The organism is Pseudomonas sp. GW821-FHT09C08, assembly GCF_059418125.1.
In genome coordinates this window covers 632201-649499 of the sequence record NZ_JBWKPG010000002.1, presented here as the reverse complement: position 1 = coordinate 649499, position 17299 = coordinate 632201, and the positions used below count along the sequence as shown (strand labels likewise).

At 61.5% G+C, this 17299-nt stretch carries 14 protein-coding genes; 8 read left to right on the top strand and 6 right to left on the bottom strand.

The genetic code is table 11. The annotated features are described in order from the left end of the window. Positions 1-19 precede the first annotated feature (19 nt). Both AC07OJ_RS09620 and AC07OJ_RS09615 read left to right on the top strand, forming a co-directional pair. A complete protein-coding gene (locus AC07OJ_RS09620) occupies positions 20-604 on the top strand; it encodes a PilZ domain-containing protein (protein WP_065901988.1) in 585 nt (194 codons plus the stop codon). Between the two features lie 43 nt (positions 605-647). Then, entirely contained in the window at positions 648-1370 is a 723-nt protein-coding gene (locus AC07OJ_RS09615; protein ID WP_065901990.1) for a glycerophosphodiester phosphodiesterase, read from the top strand. Between the two features lie 42 nt (positions 1371-1412). Here AC07OJ_RS09615 and sthA read toward each other — a convergent pair whose 3' ends face one another. Next, positions 1413-2807 carry a Si-specific NAD(P)(+) transhydrogenase gene (sthA, locus tag AC07OJ_RS09610; protein WP_016975273.1) on the bottom strand — a complete coding sequence of 465 codons (1395 nt, stop codon included), beginning with the start codon at positions 2805-2807 and terminating at the stop codon, positions 1413-1415. Positions 2808-3041: 234 nt separating this feature from the next. Here sthA and AC07OJ_RS09605 point away from each other — a divergent pair, with 234 nt between their 5' ends. Next, positions 3042-3575: a chalcone isomerase family protein gene (locus AC07OJ_RS09605; protein WP_201143749.1), complete on the top strand. Its 534-nt coding sequence runs from the start codon at positions 3042-3044 to the stop codon at positions 3573-3575. A 172-nt stretch (positions 3576-3747) separates the two neighbouring features. On the opposite strand, the gene AC07OJ_RS09600 is transcribed toward AC07OJ_RS09605, so the two are convergent. Then, a complete protein-coding gene (locus tag AC07OJ_RS09600) occupies positions 3748-5211 on the bottom strand; it encodes a glyceraldehyde-3-phosphate dehydrogenase (protein ID WP_106804812.1) in 1464 nt (487 codons plus the stop codon). A 340-nt stretch (positions 5212-5551) separates the two neighbouring features. Between AC07OJ_RS09600 and mfd the strand changes: the two genes are divergently transcribed. From mfd to AC07OJ_RS09585, 3 genes are read left to right on the top strand one after another with little or no spacing between them, the layout of a single operon-like run. Next, positions 5552-9001 carry a transcription-repair coupling factor gene (gene mfd, locus AC07OJ_RS09595; protein ID WP_106804813.1) on the top strand — a complete coding sequence of 1150 codons (3450 nt, stop codon included), beginning with the start codon at positions 5552-5554 and terminating at the stop codon, positions 8999-9001. 11 nt (positions 9002-9012) lie between these two features. Further along, positions 9013-9579 carry a CsiV family protein gene (locus AC07OJ_RS09590; RefSeq protein ID WP_065901998.1) on the top strand — a complete coding sequence of 189 codons (567 nt, stop codon included), beginning with the start codon at positions 9013-9015 and terminating at the stop codon, positions 9577-9579. Between the two features lie 9 nt (positions 9580-9588). Further along, positions 9589-12282 (top strand): DEAD/DEAH box helicase, encoded by a 2694-nt coding sequence (locus tag AC07OJ_RS09585; RefSeq protein ID WP_120447900.1) that lies wholly within the window; start codon positions 9589-9591, stop codon positions 12280-12282. A gap of 93 nt (positions 12283-12375) precedes the next feature. Here the strand turns inward: AC07OJ_RS09585 and nagZ are convergent, their stop codons facing one another. After that, complete coding sequence (gene nagZ, locus AC07OJ_RS09580) at positions 12376-13374, bottom strand: beta-N-acetylhexosaminidase (RefSeq protein ID WP_177410376.1); 999 nt, start codon at positions 13372-13374, stop codon at positions 12376-12378. 156 nt (positions 13375-13530) lie between these two features. Further along, entirely contained in the window at positions 13531-14238 is a 708-nt protein-coding gene (locus tag AC07OJ_RS09575) for a TetR/AcrR family transcriptional regulator (RefSeq protein WP_065902004.1), read from the bottom strand. Between the two features lie 263 nt (positions 14239-14501). On the opposite strand from AC07OJ_RS09575, the gene lexA reads away from it, so the two are divergent. Together lexA and sulA are read left to right on the top strand one after the other, a co-directional pair. Next, positions 14502-15110 carry a transcriptional repressor LexA gene (gene lexA / locus AC07OJ_RS09570; protein ID WP_003172575.1) on the top strand — a complete coding sequence of 203 codons (609 nt, stop codon included), beginning with the start codon at positions 14502-14504 and terminating at the stop codon, positions 15108-15110. A gap of 10 nt (positions 15111-15120) precedes the next feature. Continuing rightward, on the top strand, positions 15121-15594 hold the full coding sequence (sulA, locus tag AC07OJ_RS09565) for an SOS-induced cell division inhibitor SulA (protein ID WP_065902006.1): 474 nt from the start codon (positions 15121-15123) through the stop codon (positions 15592-15594). 406 nt (positions 15595-16000) lie between these two features. On the opposite strand, the gene AC07OJ_RS09560 is transcribed toward sulA, so the two are convergent. Then, positions 16001-16234 (bottom strand): hypothetical protein, encoded by a 234-nt coding sequence (locus AC07OJ_RS09560; RefSeq protein ID WP_010212068.1) that lies wholly within the window; start codon positions 16232-16234, stop codon positions 16001-16003. Positions 16235-16457: 223 nt separating this feature from the next. Then, positions 16458-16979, bottom strand: coding sequence for a DUF6586 family protein (locus tag AC07OJ_RS09555; RefSeq protein WP_065902008.1), 522 nt, complete (start codon positions 16977-16979; stop codon positions 16458-16460). Positions 16980-17299 lie beyond the last annotated feature (320 nt).

Genomic DNA, 17299 nt, shown 5'->3' with positions numbered 1-17299 from the left:
CCGTTACCTGGGGTTCGCCATGTCGACATTAGATGAAGAAGAGCGCCGCGAATACTACCGTATCGACGACATGATCGCACTTCAAATCAAAAGCCTGTCTGCCCCCGAAGCGGCGAGCAAAGAAGTGTTGCTGGATGATTCCCCGCTGTTCAATCTGCTCAGTGAACTGCACCTGAGCGAGTTCGAAGCCCAGCACCTGTTACGCCAGCTCAGCGAGAAAGACCGTACCCTCGCCGCCTTTCTGCGCGTGCAGAACAAACGCCTGGACCTGCTCAGCCAGATCATGGCGCGCGGCCTGCTGGATGAAGTTGGCGCGCCGCAGCCGGTGATCATTTCCGAAGGCGGCATCGACTTCCAGCACCCTACGCCCCTGCCGACCGGCGCGCACCTGGCGGTCAAGCTGGTGCTGATGCCCCAGGCGCTCGGCCTGTTGTTGCGCGCGCGGGTCACCCACTGCGATCCCAAGGGCGCAGGTTTTGATGTGGGCACGGAATTCGAATCCATGACCGATGCCCAACGCCAGCTGCTCGCGCGCTATATCCTGCAGAAACAAGCCCAGGAACGGCGCCTGGCGCGGGAACAGAGCGACGCCCAAGACACCTGAATTCGTATCACCCCGCCAGCAGACCTGGCGCATAGGAGCAACTGTGACCCTGATTTACGGCCACCGCGGTGCCAAAGGCGAAGCACCGGAAAACACCCTGACCAGCTTCCAGGAGTGCCTCAAGCACGGTGTACGCCGCTGCGAACTGGATTTGCACCTGTCCATGGATGGCGAGCTGATGGTCATCCACGACCCGACGCTCAAGCGCACCACTGACCGGCGCGGCAAGGTCGTCGAGTATTCGGCGGCGGACCTGGTGAAGATGGACGCGCGCAAAGGCGGCCCCGGCTGGGTCAAGCCGTGCCCGATCCCACGCCTGGAAGAGCTGTTCGAGCAGTGCGACTTCGATCACTGGCAACTGGAAGTCAAAAGTGCCTCGCGCACCCGCGCCGCAACCACCGTACTGGCCATCCGCGAAATGGCGGTGCGCTTTGGCCTGATGGACAAGGTCACCGTGACCTCAAGCTCGCGGGAAGTGCTGAAGGCAGCGGTTGAACTGACCCCGGACCTGTCACGCGGCCTGGTCGCCGAATACGCCTGGCTCGACCCGCTGAAGGTCGCGCAGAACTATGGTTGTGAGTTTCTGGCATTGAACTGGACGTTGTGCACCCCTGAGCGTCTGGAAAAAGCCCAGCGCCAGGGCTTGCACGTGTCCGTGTGGACAGTCAACGAACCCGCGCTGATGCGCAGGCTCGCCGACTTCGGCGTAGATAGCCTGATTACAGACTTTCCCGGTTTGGCCACTGCCACCCTCGAGAATTACTGAAATCGGTCTCCCCGGCCGGCTCAGGCCACCGGCCGGAGCCGCTCAAAAAAGCCGGTTGAGGCCGTCGTAGGCCGCTACCCGATAGGCTTCGGCCATGGTCGGGTAGTTGAACGTGGTGTTGACGAAATACTTGAGGGTATTGAGTTCACCCGGCTGGTTCATGATGGCTTGGCCGATGTGGACGATCTCCGACGCCTGATAGCCAAAGCAGTGCACGCCGAGCACCTCAAGGGTCTCGCGGTGGAACAGGATCTTCAGCATGCCTTGCGGCTCACCGGCGATCTGCGCACGCGCCATGCTCTTGAAGAACGCCTTGCCCACTTCGTAAGGCACCTTGGCCTTGGTCAGCTCATGTTCGTTCTTGCCGATCGAGCTGATCTCGGGAATCGTGTAGATCCCGGTCGGCACGTCATTCACATAACGCCAGCTGCCATTGTCGACGATGCTGCCAGCGGCTGAACGGCCCTGGTCGTGCGCGGCACTGGCCAGGCTTGGCCAGCCGATCACGTCACCGGCGCCATAGATGTTCGCCACGCAGGTACGGTAGTTCTCGTCCACCTCGATCTGGCCACGGCTGTTGACCTTGACCCCGATGTTTTCCATGCCCAGCTTGTCGGTGTTGCCGGTACGGCCGTTGCACCACAGCAAGGCGTCGGCCTTGATCTTCTTGCCGGACTTGAGGTGCAGGATCACCCCGTTGTCCAGGCCTTCGACCCGCTCGTACTCTTCGTTGTGACGCACAGTGATGTTGTTGTTGCTGAAGTGGTAGCTCAACGCCTGGGAAATTTCCGAGTCGAGGAAGCTCAGCAGTTGGTCGCGGTTGTCGACCAGCTCTACCAGTACACCCAGGCCGCTGAAGATCGAGGCGTATTCACAGCCGATCACGCCGGCGCCGTAGATGATCAATTTGCGCGGGGTGTGGCCCAGGCTGAGGATGGTGTCGCTATCGTAGATACGCGGGTGGTGGAAATCGATATCCGCCGGGCGATACGGACGCGAACCGGTGGCGATGATGATGTGCTTGGCCACCAGCTTCTCGACCACGCCGTTGGGGCATACCACCTCGATGGTTTGCTCATCGGCGAAGCTGCCGGTACCGAAGAACAGGTCGACACGGTTGCGGGCGTAGTAACCGGTGCGCGAAGCCACTTGCTTGGAGATCACCTTCTCGGCGCTTTTCAGCACGTCCGGGAACGAGAACCAGCGCGGCTCACCAATCGCCCGGAACATCGGGTTGGTGTTGAACTGCATGATCTGGCGCACCGAGTGACGCAAGGCCTTGGACGGGATGGTACCCAGGTGGGTGCAGTTACCGCCGACCTGGCGACGGCTATCGACCATCGCCACCTTGCGCCCTGCCTTCGCGGCGTTCATCGCCGCACCTTCTCCAGCCGGGCCGGAACCCAGTACCACCACGTCGTAGTTGTAGACAGCCATGCGTACTCCTCAGAACAGGCCAGGCGCACGGTTGAACGCCTGGCTAAATCATGCCGCGGCCAGCGGTCATGAAGGACAATTTGGCTCAAGTGTGTGAACCGGGGCACAGTCTATATAAGGCTCAACGCCGCGCACATTAACCCTTGGTCGCGTCGTAGGCCAGTCTTGCCTTTACTACAGAAACACGAAACAGGCATTACACTGCTGGCACGCACCTTTACAGGACGAGCCATTATGCGGCATGTCGTTTTCTGTTTAATGATGATTTTTTCGCTGGCGGCGCAGGCGAGTGAGGCGGATCGGCTCCGGCAAGCCGATTTTCCGCTGCAATCCCATGAACTGGCGCTGAAAAACCAGGCGGTGCTTACCTACCTGTGGGCGGATGTCTACGCGGCGGCGCTGTATGCCCCGTCCGACCTGAGCGCCAAGCAGGCCTGGTCGCAACAAAAAGCGTTGCGCCTGACGCTGTATTACTTTCGCGACATCGACCGCAACGACGTGATCAAAGCCGCCACTGCCACGCTGCAGCGCCAGCAGGCCAGCGCCCGACTGAAGCCCGAGATAGACAAACTGCACGCCAGTTTTCGCGATATCCGCAGCGGCGATCGGTATGCCCTGGATTTTCGTCCGGGGCGGGGCTTGAACCTGGAGATCAATGGGCAGGTGGTGTTCAGCAGTGGTGACGATGAGCTTGCCAGGACCTACCTGAGCCTCTGGCTGGCGCCCAATGGGCTGTCCGAACGCTTGCGTACCCAGTTGCTCAATTGAAGATTTGCGCTGGCTGAACGACCGCCTTCGCGAGCAAGTCCGCTCTCACATTTAACCGCGCGCGCCCTGAAGACACCCGGTCGAATGTGCGAGCGGGCTTGCTCGCGAAGAGGCCCTCGCAGGCACAAAAAAGCCCCGAACCAGTCGGGGCTTTTTCATTCAGCGCACAGGCTTAGCGCGGGAATGCAGGCGGGTTGACCCCAGCCATGTCTTCCATCACGCGAACCACCTGGCAGCTGTAGCCGAACTCGTTGTCGTACCACACGTACAGCACAACGCGGTTGTCCTGGGTAATGGTCGCTTCCGCGTCCACCACACCGGCGTGGCGCGAGCCGACGAAGTCGGTGGACACCACTTCCTGCGAATTGACGAAGTCGATCTGCTTATGCAGGTCGGAGTGCAGCGCCATGTAGCGCAGGTACTCGTTCATCTCTTCACGGGTGGCGGCTTTCTCAAGGTTCAGGTTGAGAATCGCCATCGACACGTTCGGCGTCGGCACACGGATCGCGTTACCGGTCAGCTTGCCGGCCAGCTCAGGCAGGGCCTTGGCAGCAGCGGTGGCAGCACCGGTCTCGGTGATCACCATGTTCAACGCGGCGCTACGGCCACGGCGATCGCCCTTGTGGAAGTTGTCGATCAGGTTCTGGTCGTTGGTGTACGAGTGAACGGTTTCGACGTGACCGTTGACGATGCCGAACTTGTCGTTCACAGCCTTCAGCACCGGCACGATGGCGTTGGTGGTGCAGGAAGCGGCGGACACGATCTTGTCGTCAGCGGTGATTTCGGCGTGGTTGATGCCGTGAACGATGTTCTTCAGCTTGCCCTTGCCCGGAGCGGTCAGGACAACGCGATCGATACCCGGGCAGGCCAGGTGCTGGCCCAGGCCCTCGGCATCACGCCAGACACCGGTGTTGTCCACCAGCAGGGCGTCCTTGATGCCGTACTGGGTGTAATCCACCTCGGACGGGTTCTTCGCGTAGATCACCTGGATCAGGTTACCGTTGGCGGTGATGGTGTTGTTTTCTTCGTCGATGACGATGGTGCCGTTGAACGGACCGTGTACCGAATCACGACGCAACAGGCTTGCGCGCTTGGTCAGGTCGTTCTCGGCGCCTTTGCGCACGACGATGGCACGCAGGCGCAGGCCGTCGCCGCCACCGGTTTTTTCGATCAGGATGCGCGCCAGCAGGCGGCCGATACGACCGAAGCCGTACAGCACGACGTCGGTGCCTTTGCGGGCTGCGGCGTTTTGCTGGCCAACCACTTCGGCCATTTCTTCACGCACGAACTGCTCGGCGCTGCGGCCGGCACCTTCCTTGCGGAATTTATAGGCCAGCTTGCCCAGGTCTACCGAAGCCGCGCCGAGCTTGAGCTCGCTCATGGCCTTGAGCAGGGGGAATGTTTCGTGGACGGAGAGTTCGCTGTCGTCGGCAGAGCGATGGCGAGCAAAGCGATGCGCCTTGAGAATCGCGATGACTGATTGGTTGATCAGGCTGCGGCCATAGATCGAGCTCACCACATTGTTATTGCGGTACAGCTGACCGATAAGCGGAATCATCGCTTCAGCGAGTGCTTCACGGTCGATCCATTCACCAAGACACTGGTCGGGCTTCTGAGTCACGGGAACCTTCCACATGTAGGGGCAGAAAAAAGGGGCTACATTATGCCGCCCGACCGCCCTCGGAGCAATGCGCGCCCGGCAACAAAAAGTGCTTGCCAAAAACCAACACCGCGCTGCAGCCCAGTAAATACGCGGGTTCCAGAAGGCCACCTATTCGCCGGTAACGCCGACTTGTCCGTAACCCTCCGAAACATACGCGCGAAATGGCACTACATATTGAGTCAAAACACGCCATTGTTTGTCTTAGCCACTACATTTCCTACAAACCGTAATAGGCTCAGTCAGCAACTGACAGGCGGCACCTCGGGCCGTTACAATTACCGACTTTGTCGCAACGCTTGGAGCTCAACCTTCCGTGCCCGTTCTGCGTCTACCGCTTCTCCCTGCCGCGGCAGGTAAACAGCACTGGGGCAACCTGCCCGGTGCCGCCCTGAGCCTGGCCATTGCCGAGGCTGCCAGCGCAGCCAAGCGCTTTACCCTGCTGCTCACCGCCGACAGCCAAAGTGCCGAGCGACTCGAGCAGGAGCTGAGCTTCTTCGCCCCCGATTTGCCGGTGCTGCATTTTCCCGACTGGGAAACCCTGCCCTACGATCTGTTCTCGCCGCACCAGGACATCATTTCCCAGCGCATCGCCAGCCTGTACCGCCTGCCGGAACTGGCCCACGGCGTGCTGGTGGTGCCGATCACCACGGCCCTGCATCGCCTGGCGCCGACCAAGTTCCTGCTGGGCAGCAGCCTGGTGCTGGATATCGGCCAGAAGCTCGATGTCGAACAGATGCGCACGCGCCTGGAAGCCAGCGGCTACCGCTGCGTCGATACGGTGTACGAGCACGGCGAGTTTGCCGTGCGGGGCGCGCTGATCGACCTGTTCCCGATGGGCAGCAAGTTGCCGTATCGCATCGACCTGTTCGATGACGAAATCGAAACCCTGCGCACCTTCGATCCGGAAAACCAGCGCTCCATCGATAAAGTCGAGTCGATCAAGCTGCTGCCGGCGCGTGAATTCCCGTTGCAAAAAGATGCGGTCACGCGCTTCAAGGCGCGCTTTCGTGAACGCTTCGATGTCGACTTCCGCCGCTGCCCGATCTTTCAGGACCTGAGCAGCGGGATTACCCCGGCCGGTATCGAGTACTACCTGCCGTTGTTCTTCGACGAAACCTCGACCCTGTTCGATTACCTGCCCCAGGACACTCAAGTGTTCTCGCTGCCCGGCATCGAGCAGGCCGCCGAGAATTTCTGGAACGACGTGCGCAACCGCTATGAAGAGCGCCGCGTCGACCCTTCCCGTCCTTTATTACCGCCTGCCGAACTGTTCCTGCCGGTAGAAGACTGCTTCGCGCGCCTGAAAAACTGGCCGCGTGTGGTCGCCAGCCAACAGGACGTGGACGCCGGCAGTGGCCGCGAGCGTTTCCCTGCAGGCACGCTGCCGGATCTGGCGATCCAGGCCAAAGCCACGCAACCGCTGGAGGCGCTGTCCAACTTCCTCGGTGATTTCCCCGGCCGCGTGCTGTTCACCGCCGAATCCGCCGGGCGCCGCGAAGTGCTGCTGGAGCTGCTGGAACGCTTGAAGCTGCGGCCGAAAACCGTCGACAGCTGGCCAGACTTCGTCGCCGGCAAAGACCGCCTGGCGATCACCATCGCCCCGCTGGATGAAGGCTTGCTGCTGGATGACCCAGCCCTGGCACTGATCGCCGAGAGCCCACTGTTCGGCCAGCGCGTGATGCAGCGTCGGCGCCGTGAAAAACGCGCCGACGCCAACAACGACGCCGTGATCAAGAACCTCACCGAGCTGCGCGAAGGCGCGCCGGTGGTGCACATCGATCACGGTGTCGGCCGCTACCTGGGCCTGCAAACCCTGGAGATCGACAACCAGGCAGCTGAGTTCCTCACCCTGGAATACGCCGAGGGCGCCAAGCTCTACGTGCCGGTGGCCAACCTGCACCTGATCGCGCGCTACACCGGCAGCGACGACGCGCTGGCGCCGTTGCACCGCCTGGGCTCCGAGACCTGGCAGAAAGCCAAGCGCAAGGCCGCCGAACAGGTGCGCGATGTCGCCGCCGAGTTGCTCGACATCTATGCACGCCGCGCCGCACGCGAGGGCTACGCCTTCGCCGATCCGAAGGCCGACTACGCCACCTTCAGCGCCGGCTTCGCCTTCGAAGAAACCCCGGACCAGCAAACCACCATCGAAGCGGTGCGCGCCGACATGCTCGCGCCCAAGCCGATGGACCGCCTGGTGTGCGGCGACGTCGGCTTCGGCAAGACCGAAGTGGCGATGCGCGCCGCCTTCATCGCGGTGCACGGCGGCAAGCAAGTGGCGATCCTGGTGCCGACCACCCTGCTCGCCCAGCAACACTACAACAGCTTCCGCGACCGCTTTGCCGACTGGCCGGTGACCGTGGAGGTGATGAGCCGCTTCAAGTCCGCCAAGGAAGTGAATGCCGCCGTCGCCGACCTCGCCGAAGGCAAGATCGACATCGTGATCGGAACGCACAAGCTGCTGTCCGACGATGTGAAGATCAAGAACCTGGGCCTGGTGATCATCGACGAAGAACACCGCTTCGGCGTGCGCCAGAAAGAACAGCTCAAGGCCCTGCGCAGTGAAGTCGACATCCTCACCCTCACCGCCACGCCGATTCCGCGCACGCTGAACATGGCCGTGTCGGGCATGCGCGACCTGTCGATCATCGCCACGCCGCCGGCGCGCCGACTGTCGGTGCGCACCTTCGTGATGGAGCAGAACAAAAGCACGGTCAAGGAAGCACTGCTGCGCGAATTGCTCCGCGGCGGCCAGGTGTACTACCTGCACAACGACGTGAAGACCATCGAGAAATGCGCCGCCGACCTCGCCGAACTGGTGCCGGAGGCGCGTATCGCCATCGGCCACGGGCAGATGCGCGAACGCGAACTCGAACAGGTGATGAGCGACTTCTACCACAAGCGCTTCAACGTGCTGATTGCCTCGACCATCATCGAGACCGGCATCGACGTGCCGAGCGCCAACACCATCATCATCGAGCGTGCCGACAAGTTCGGCCTGGCGCAGCTGCACCAGTTGCGCGGCCGGGTCGGGCGTAGTCACCACCAGGCCTATGCCTACTTGCTGACGCCACCGCGCCAGCAAATTACCGGCGACGCCGAAAAGCGCCTGGAAGCCATCGCCAACACCCAGGACCTCGGCGCCGGCTTTGTGCTCGCGACCAACGACCTGGAAATCCGTGGCGCCGGTGAATTGCTCGGCGACGGCCAGAGCGGGCAGATCCAGGCCGTGGGCTTCACCCTCTATATGGAGATGCTCGAGCGCGCGGTGAAAGCCATCCGCAAAGGCGAACAACCGAACCTCGACCAACCCCTGGGCGGCGGTCCGGAAATCAACCTGCGCTTACCGGCGCTGATTCCCGAGGACTACCTGCCGGATGTGCATGCACGGCTGATCCTGTACAAGCGCATCGCTTCGGCGACCGACGAAGAAGGCCTCAAGGACCTGCAGGTAGAGATGATCGACCGCTTCGGCCTGTTGCCCGAACCGACCAAGAACCTGGTGCGCCTGACCCTGCTCAAGCTGCAGGCTGAGCAGTTGGGTATCAAGAAAGTCGACGCCGGGCCGCAGGGCGGGCGTATCGAGTTCGAAGCGCAGACGCCGGTCGACCCGCTGGTACTGATCAAGCTGATCCAGGGCCAGCCCAACCGCTACAAGTTCGAAGGGGCTACGCTGTTCAAGTTCATGGTGCCGATGGAGCGTGCCGAAGAACGCTTCAATACCCTGGAGGCGCTGTTTGAGCGCCTCATCCCGAAATCTGCTTGAAGGACGCCCCCATGCGCCTGTTCCGCATTCTGAGCCTGTTGTTGGTGGTACTCGCACCTTCGGCGTTTGCCGACAGCCCGTACCTGGTGGAAATGATCCTGGTGCGACAGAACGCCGAGCCGGTGATCAACAGCCGCCCCGCGCCGGAAAACTGGGATGCTGGCGCCGCGCGGCTGGGTGAGCGGATGAGCCCGCCACGCCTGGGCAATATCGTCGACAAGCTCAGCGCCGACTCTAGCTACACCGTGCTCGCGCACAAGGCCTGGGAGCAGAACCTCGGCGAGCAGCCCGTGAAGATCGCGATCAGCGACGGCCAGGAGCAGTTCGGCCAGTTTCCCATCGAGGGCGTGCTGAACCTGCAACTGGGGCGTTTCACCGATATAGACGCGGATTTCTGGATCAATCAATTCGACGCCAACGGCAGCGTGATTGCCAGCGAACACCTGAGCCAGCACGACGTGCGCACCAAGAACAACCAACTCAACTACCTCGACGGCGGCCACCTGGCGCTGCTGATCAAGATCACCTCGCTGACCGCCAAGCCCCCCAGCGCGCCGCCGCCCGACATTCAGGACTGATCCAGCGCCATGCCCCTGACGTCGTCGTTGACCAAACCCCTGGCCCCTTCGTGGGCCAACCGCTTCAAAGAGCAGAGCCTGGAGCGCGGGCGGCGTTATGCGCTGGAGAACCGCGTGCGCATCGTCGAGTCCGGCGACAGCACCATCGTTGCCAGTTGCGAAGGCTCGGGCGGCAACGTGTATCGGCAGACCATCTCGTTGCGCGAATCGGCCAAGGGCACGTTGATCCTCGTCGACAGCCGCTGTACCTGCCCGGTGCACACCAATTGCAAACACATCGCGGCAGTACTGCTCAAGGTCCAGGAAACCCTCGCCTACCCGGCCGCCGCCCAGGATGCCGAGCTGCTCGAGAAGCTGCAGGCCGTGCTGGATAACCGCGTGGTGGTACCGCAGGTGGTGATGGAAGACGTGCCGCCGGTGCCACGCCTGTGGCTGGCGAGTGTCGAGTTCAGCGCGTTTGAACCGCGCAACGGCAAAATGCAGCGCTATATCCAGCATCGCGCGGCGCTGTCGTTCAATTACCTGGGCAACTATGTCAGTGGGCAGAAGAACGCCGATATCATTGTGCGCCAGGAAACCCAGAGCCTGCGCATCAAGCGCCATCCAGAGCTGGAGCAGCCCTATCGCGAGCAACTGCGCCTGCTGGGCTTCAAGATCGCCACGCGCCAGAGCAAGGCCTTGCCGGAAAGCGCCGGCGAACTGTTCGAGATGGTCAATGACAGCGCCTGGCTGAACTTCACCCTCAACGCCTCGCCCACCCTGCGCGCCGAGGGCTGGGAGCTGCAGATCGATGAGGATTTCGGCTTCGACCTGAGCCCGGTGGACGACTGGTATGCCACCGTCGACGAAGGCCCCGAGCGCGATTGGTTCGACCTCGAACTGGGGATCATCGTCAATGGCGAGCGCCTGAGCCTGCTGCCGATCCTGCTCAACCTGATGCGCTCCCACACCGAAATCCTCAACCCGGAGAAACTCGCGCGGCGCCGCGATGATGAACTGATCCTGGTGAATATCCCCGGCTTGCCGAATGGCGGCCATGGCCCGCTGCAAGTGGCATTGCCCTATGGCCGGTTGAAACCGGTCCTGGCCACCCTCGGCGAGTTTTATCTGCAGGAACCCGGCACCACCACGCTGCGCCTGGCCAAGGCGGATGCGATCCGCCTCAACCCGCTGGATGACCTGCCGCTGCAGTGGCAAGGCGGTGAAAAGATCCGCAACTTTGCCCAGCGCCTGCGCGACATCAAGGACTTCACCAGCGTCGCGCCTGCAGGGTTGAACGCCACGCTGCGGCCTTATCAGCTGGAAGGCTTGAGCTGGATGCAGTCACTGCGCCAGCTGGATGTCGGCGGAATTCTTGCGGATGACATGGGCCTGGGCAAAACCCTGCAGACCCTGGCGCATATTCTTACTGAAAAAGCCGCCGGGCGCCTGGATCGGCCATGCATGGTGGTGATGCCCACCAGCCTGATCCCCAACTGGCTGGACGAAGCGGCGCACTTCACCCCGCAGCTCAAAGTGCTGGCGTTGTACGGCGCCGGACGCAAAAAACATTTCGCCAACCTGCAGGACTACGACCTGCTATTGACCACTTATGCCCTGTTGCCCAAGGACATCGAGACACTCGCGGCCCTGCCCCTGCACGTCTTGATCCTGGACGAAGCCCAGTACATCAAGAACCCGACGAGCAAGGCCGCCCAGGCGGCACGCGAGCTGAATGCCCGGCAGCGCCTGTGCCTGAGCGGCACCCCGCTGGAAAACCATCTGGGCGAGCTATGGTCGTTGTTCCACTTCCTGTTGCCGGGCTGGCTGGGTGACGTCAAAAGCTTCAATCGCGATTACCGCGTGCCGATCGAAAAACGCGCCAGTGATGTGCGATTGCAGCACCTCAACGGTCGGATCAAGCCGTTCCTGCTGCGCCGCACCAAGGAACAGGTGGCGACCGAGTTGCCACCCAAGACCGAGATCATCCACTGGGTCGACCTCAACGAGGCCCAGCGCGACGTGTACGAAACCATGCGCCTGGCCATGGATAAAAAGGTCCGTGACGAGATCACCCGCAAAGGTGTGGCACGCAGCCAGATCATCATTCTTGAAGCACTGCTCAAGTTGCGCCAGGTGTGCTGCGACCTGCGCCTGGTCAACGACGCCACCCTGCCCGCGCGTGGCAGCAGCTCGGGCAAGCTGGACAGCCTGATGGAGATGCTCGAGGAATTGTTTGCCGAGGGCCGGCGGATCCTGCTGTTTTCCCAGTTCACCTCAATGCTGAGCCTGATTGAAGTCGAACTGCAAAAGCGCGGTGTTGCCTACGCACTGCTGACCGGCCAGACCCGTGATCGGCGCACACCGGTGAAGGATTTCCAGAGCGGCAAACTGCAGATTTTTCTGATTAGCCTGAAGGCTGGTGGCGTGGGCTTGAACCTGACCGAAGCCGACACCGTGATCCACTATGACCCTTGGTGGAACCCGGCCACTGAAAACCAGGCCACCGACCGTGCGTATCGGATCGGCCAGGAGAAGCCGGTGTTCGTGTACAAGATGATCGCGCGGGGCACGGTAGAGGAGAAAATCCAACACCTGCAGAAGGAGAAATCCGATCTGGCGGCGGGCGTGCTGGATGGGCGTACGACCGGGGATTGGCAGTTGGGCAACGAGGATATCGAGGCGCTGTTTGCGCCGTTGCCCAACAAGCAAGAGAAACGTTGACGGCCAGATGGCCATCGCCGGCAAGCCGGCTCCTACCATTGGAACGCATTCGCCTGTAGGAACCGGCTTGTCGGCGATGGGCGCAACGCGGTCTCAATCAATCAACTGAGCATCCCGCAGCGCAGTCAGCGCCGCCAACCAACGTGGATCCTGCTTGTAGTCCGTCGAAGCAAACGCCTGCCCACGCATCCGCGCAATCCGTGCCGACGGCGTCACCTTCATGCGCTGCGCCGCACTCAGCGCCAGTTCCGCCGCCGCGCGGTCATTGCACACCAGGCCCATGTCGCAACCGGCGGTCAGCGCCGCTTCGATGCGACTGGCTGCATCACCGACCACATGCGCCCCGGCCATCGACAAGTCATCGCTGAAAATCACCCCATCGAACTGCAGCTCGCCGCGCAGAATGTCCTGCAGCCAACGACGCGAGAAACCGGCCGGCTGCGGGTCAACCTGTGGGTAGATGACATGCGCGGGCATCACCGCCGCCAATTGCTGGCTCAGGCGTGCGAAAGGCACCAGGTCATTCGCACGAATCTGTTCCAGGCTGCGTTCATCATTGGGAATCGCGACGTGGGAATCCGCCTCAGCCCAACCATGACCCGGAAAATGCTTACCGGTGGCGGCCATGCCGGCACTGTTCATGCCCCGGATAAAGGCCCCGGCAAGTACCGCAGCACGTTCGGGGTCGCCTTCGAACGCACGGGTGCCGACCACGGCGCTGCGCTGGTAGTCCAGGTCCAGTACGGGGGCGAAGCTCAGGTCGAGGCCGACCGCCAGCACCTCGGTGGCCATGATCCAGCCGCATTGCTCGGCCAGGTACTCGGCGTTGGGGTTATCCGCCAACGCTCGCATGGCCGGCAGGCGCACAAAGCCCTGGCGCAGGCGTTGTACCCGACCACCCTCCTGGTCGACCGCCAACAGCAGATCCGGGCGCACGGCACGAATCGCCGCGCTCAGCTCCCGCACCTGGCGTGGATGCTCGATATTGCGCGCAAAAATGATCAGGCCGCCCACTTCGGGCTGGCGCAACAACTGGCGATCCTCGGCCGTGAGCCAGGTACCGGCCACGTCGACCATCAAAGAACCTTGCAGCGCAACACTCATAATCCTTCCTTAAATAACGCACACAACCCGTTGACCTCACACGGCGCGACTGGCGCGGTGAGCTCAACGGGTTGCGAGTAAATAGCTGAATTCGGCATGGCGGCTAGCTTAGCGGATGCAAGCGGCCACGCACACCCGAAGCGGTCAAACCTTGGCGACGGTCGGCGCGGATTTGCTGCGTGGGCGCAATTGCGCGGCGGCCATCGTCGGGTCGGTCACACCGGTTTCGGCGCGCATGCCGGCGGCCAGGAAAGGCACCATCAGGCGCATGACCTGCTCGATGGAAGTGTTGACGCCGAAATCGGTCTCGGCAATCGCACGCAGGGCCTTGATCCCGGACATGCTGAACGCCGCCGCACCGAGCATGAAGTGCACGCGCCAGAACAGTTCGATCGGCGGGATACGCGGGGCGGCCTCGTTGACCAGCAACATATAGCGACGAAACACCTTGCCGTACATGTCTTCCAGATAACGCCGCAAGTGGCCCTGGCTCTGGCTGAATGCCAGCCCCAGCAGGCGCATGAAGATCGACAGGTCGTTGCCGCTGCGCGGCTGGACCACCAACGCCTGCTCGACGAGGATTTCCAGCAGGTCTTCCAGGGTTGGCTTGTGATCGGCCTTGGCCTGACGGCGCTCGAGCTCACGGTCGAGGCTGGCACAGAACGGCCCCAGGAAGCGCGAGAACACGGCCTGGATCAGGGCCTTTTTCGAGCCGAAATGGTAGTTCACGGCGGCGAGGTTGACCCCGGCCTTGCTGGTGATCAGCCGCAATGAAGTTTCAGCAAATCCTTTTTCCGCGAACAATTGCTCGGCAGCATCGAGAATGCGTTCAACGGTTTCCGACTGGGCCATGGCTACTCCGCCTGACAAACACTTGTTTGAAACATACGTTTCAGGGTGTGTCTTGTCAAGCCTGCGGGTTCGCTTTCCGGCCGGGCAGTCATCTATTTCGTCGCTATTTAATCACATCCCTACCGGTCTGTAGGCAGCGCTATCTCTGCCCTGTAGGACGGATGACGAATGACCGTCCAGCGGAGTGCCCGAAAAGGATGATTGCCAAGCGCAGTTCACTGTATATAATCCCAGTCACTGTATAAAAAGACAGAGCGATCAACATGCTAAAACTGACGCCACGCCAAGCTGAGATTCTGGCTTTTATCAAGCGCTGCCTCGATGACAACGGCTACCCGCCGACACGAGCGGAAATTGCGCTGGAACTGGGGTTCAAGTCCCCTAACGCCGCCGAGGAACACCTCAAGGCCCTCGCTCGCAAAGGCGCGATCGAGATGACCCCGGGTGCTTCGCGCGGCATTCGCATCCCAGGCTTCGAAGCCAAGGCCGACGAATCGACCCTGCCGATCATCGGTCGCGTCGCTGCCGGTGCGCCGATCCTGGCGCAACAGCACGTCGAGGAATCCTGCAACATCAACCCCACCTTCTTCCACCCTCGCGCCGATTACCTGCTGCGGGTGCACGGCATGAGCATGAAGGACGTGGGTATTTTCGATGGTGACCTGCTCGCCGTCCACACCACCCGCGAAGCCCGTAATGGCCAGATCGTCGTCGCCCGTATCGGCGATGAAGTCACCGTCAAACGCTTCAAGCGCGAAGGCAGCAAGGTCTGGCTCCTGGCCGAGAACCCTGAGTTCGCCCCGATTGAAGTGAACCTGAAAGATCAGGACCTGGTGATCGAAGGCTTGAGTGTCGGCGTCATTCGCCGCTAAAGGAGGCATCATGCAGCTCGTGCACACCCCCCAACACACACAACTGTCGCTGTTCGAGGCCTTCATGGCCCAACCCCTTGCACCGATCCTCAAGGAAGCGGTCGAGGCGCCCTGGAGTGCCGAACCCGAGGCGTTCAGTGAATTGTCGTTGCGCGGTGCAGCTGGGAGCTGCCTGAGCCTGCTGGCGCCGATCCTTCGCGAATTGAGCGAAGAACAGGACGCGCGCTGGCTGACCCTGATCGCCCCGCCCGCCAGCCTGACCCAGGCCTGGCTGCGGGACGCGGGCCTCAACCGCGAGCGCATCCTGTTATTGCAGCCACGCGGCACGCAAAGCGCCCAGCAACTGACTTGTGAAGCCTTGCGCCTGGGCCGCAGCCACACTGTGGTGAGCTGGCTGAACCCACTGAATGCCACCGCCAAGCAACAGCTGATCAGCGCAGCGCGCACAGGCGACGCGCAGAGTTTGAATATTCGATTGGGATAACACGAAGACCCAGCTTGGTGAGGAGCGGGCTTATCTTAAGAGCCGACCTCTATGAATGGCGGGCTTGTTATGACAAGCGGGCTTATGTGACAACCGGGCTTATATGTGGTGGGCGGGCTTATATGTGGCGAGCGGGCTTGCCCCGCGTTGGGCTGCGAAGCGGCCCCAAACCAAGCACCGTGGAATACCTGATATATCGCGTTGAATCCATTTAGGGCTGCTTCGCAGCCCAACGCGGGGCAAGCCCGCTCGCCACACAAGCCAGCTCACCACAACACGCCGATTAACCAGCAAGCCGATTCACCTCAACAAGCCTACTAGCCAAAGCAAACCTGACTCACCTCAAGAGATCTGGCGCCCCTCAAGACACCCGCCTCCGCCACAACAAGCCTGCTAACAACAGAACTCAGTGAAGCACTCGGGGCCCGTCTTCTTTCTCCGGCTCGCCTTCCGCCAGGCGACCAGCCATCTGCACGCCCACGCTCAACATGGCTTTAGCCACTTCCACGTGCTGGCCTTGGAGGAACACCTTGGCGTCCTCGGAAAAATCCAGAATAACCAGAGAACCCTCGTCCTCAGCCCGGCGCAGCTCGATTCGGCCGTCAGGCAACTCAACAATTTCCAGAAAGGACGTTGGCATAAAAGTCTGTTCTCCACGAAAGGCCGGGATTATATCAGTCATCCACCCGGAATCGCTGAGGATCTGGCCAGGTTTCTTTGCGGCTTGATGAATGGTGCCGGTATGCCTTGGTTAAAATGCGGCAGCGGGCTTGCTCGCGAAGGCGGTGCATCAGTGCCCTATAAACGCCTGGCACTCCGCCTTCGCGAGCAAGCCCGTCCTGGTGTAAATCAGTGACGCCGCCTCAGCACTCGTTGAGGCCTTCACGAAAGCGCAGGGCCATCTTTTTCAGCTCCTGGCGCCAGCCTTCCAGCTCTTCCCGGCTCAGGGGCTTGGGCTCTTCCTCTTCCAGCGCAACCGCTACGATCAACGGCTGAGTCACGTCGCCCTTGGGCACGTGGGGAATTCGCGGTGGCTGGAACATATCCGCATGCGCCTTGAGCAGGCGCGCCACCCAGCTATCAGGGCTCTGGGCCATTTCCACCAGCTCGGCCAGCTCAGGAATAGCCATGGTCTCCAGCACTTCGCGGTTCATGATCATTTCCGCGCGCGGCGAACCCGCCTGGGGCAAGCGATAGAACCCGGCGATTTCATGGCACAGCCCCAGCAACGCGCCGTACAGGTGGAACAACGCCGCCTCACGCCCCGCCTGGACCAGCGCGATGGCATTCATCTCCTTCCCTTCCTCGGCGCGGCCGAGGGCTTCCAGGGATAAGCCCGCGAAGTAAATTTTCTGGTTGGTACGGGTATAGAGTTCGTTGGCCATAACGGCAGTCTCCACAACGAAAAAGCGTGATGCTGGCTTAACAGTGTCACGGATCAACCGCCCACACTGCAAGCATGGAGTAGAGGGCGGGCACTCCCCCTCTTTAGACACTATCTACGATGGTGCACACCTTCTTTCTCATCAGCGCCCTTAATTGCAGGCATCACCAGCGTCTCCAACCCCATTCACATGGCGCCCTATAGATAATTGACGGGCTAATACCCGGCTAATAGGTGGTCAGCTTTATCGGGAACGTTCCGTCACCTGTCACTCATTTCTCTGACAGCTAACCTGCGTGTCTTGAATGGAAAGTCCTTTTG

Excerpts from the sequence above, each read along its gene's own strand:
- AC07OJ_RS09605 (WP_201143749.1), top strand. The coding sequence starts at position 3,042 with ATGCGGCATGTCGTTTTCTGTTTAATGATGATTTTTTCGCTGGCGGCG.
- AC07OJ_RS09600 (WP_106804812.1), bottom strand. The coding sequence starts at position 5,211 with ATGTGGAAGGTTCCCGTGACTCAGAAGCCCGACCAGTGTCTTGGTGAA.
- AC07OJ_RS09620 (WP_065901988.1), top strand. The coding sequence starts at position 20 with ATGTCGACATTAGATGAAGAAGAGCGCCGCGAATACTACCGTATCGAC.
- lexA (WP_003172575.1), top strand. The coding sequence starts at position 14,502 with ATGCTAAAACTGACGCCACGCCAAGCTGAGATTCTGGCTTTTATCAAG.
- sulA (WP_065902006.1), top strand. The coding sequence starts at position 15,121 with ATGCAGCTCGTGCACACCCCCCAACACACACAACTGTCGCTGTTCGAG.
- AC07OJ_RS09590 (WP_065901998.1), top strand. The coding sequence starts at position 9,013 with ATGCGCCTGTTCCGCATTCTGAGCCTGTTGTTGGTGGTACTCGCACCT.
- AC07OJ_RS09555 (WP_065902008.1), bottom strand. The coding sequence starts at position 16,979 with ATGGCCAACGAACTCTATACCCGTACCAACCAGAAAATTTACTTCGCG.
- AC07OJ_RS09585 (WP_120447900.1), top strand. The coding sequence starts at position 9,589 with ATGCCCCTGACGTCGTCGTTGACCAAACCCCTGGCCCCTTCGTGGGCC.
- AC07OJ_RS09560 (WP_010212068.1), bottom strand. The coding sequence starts at position 16,234 with ATGCCAACGTCCTTTCTGGAAATTGTTGAGTTGCCTGACGGCCGAATC.
- AC07OJ_RS09575 (WP_065902004.1), bottom strand. The coding sequence starts at position 14,238 with ATGGCCCAGTCGGAAACCGTTGAACGCATTCTCGATGCTGCCGAGCAA.
- sthA (WP_016975273.1), bottom strand. The coding sequence starts at position 2,807 with ATGGCTGTCTACAACTACGACGTGGTGGTACTGGGTTCCGGCCCGGCT.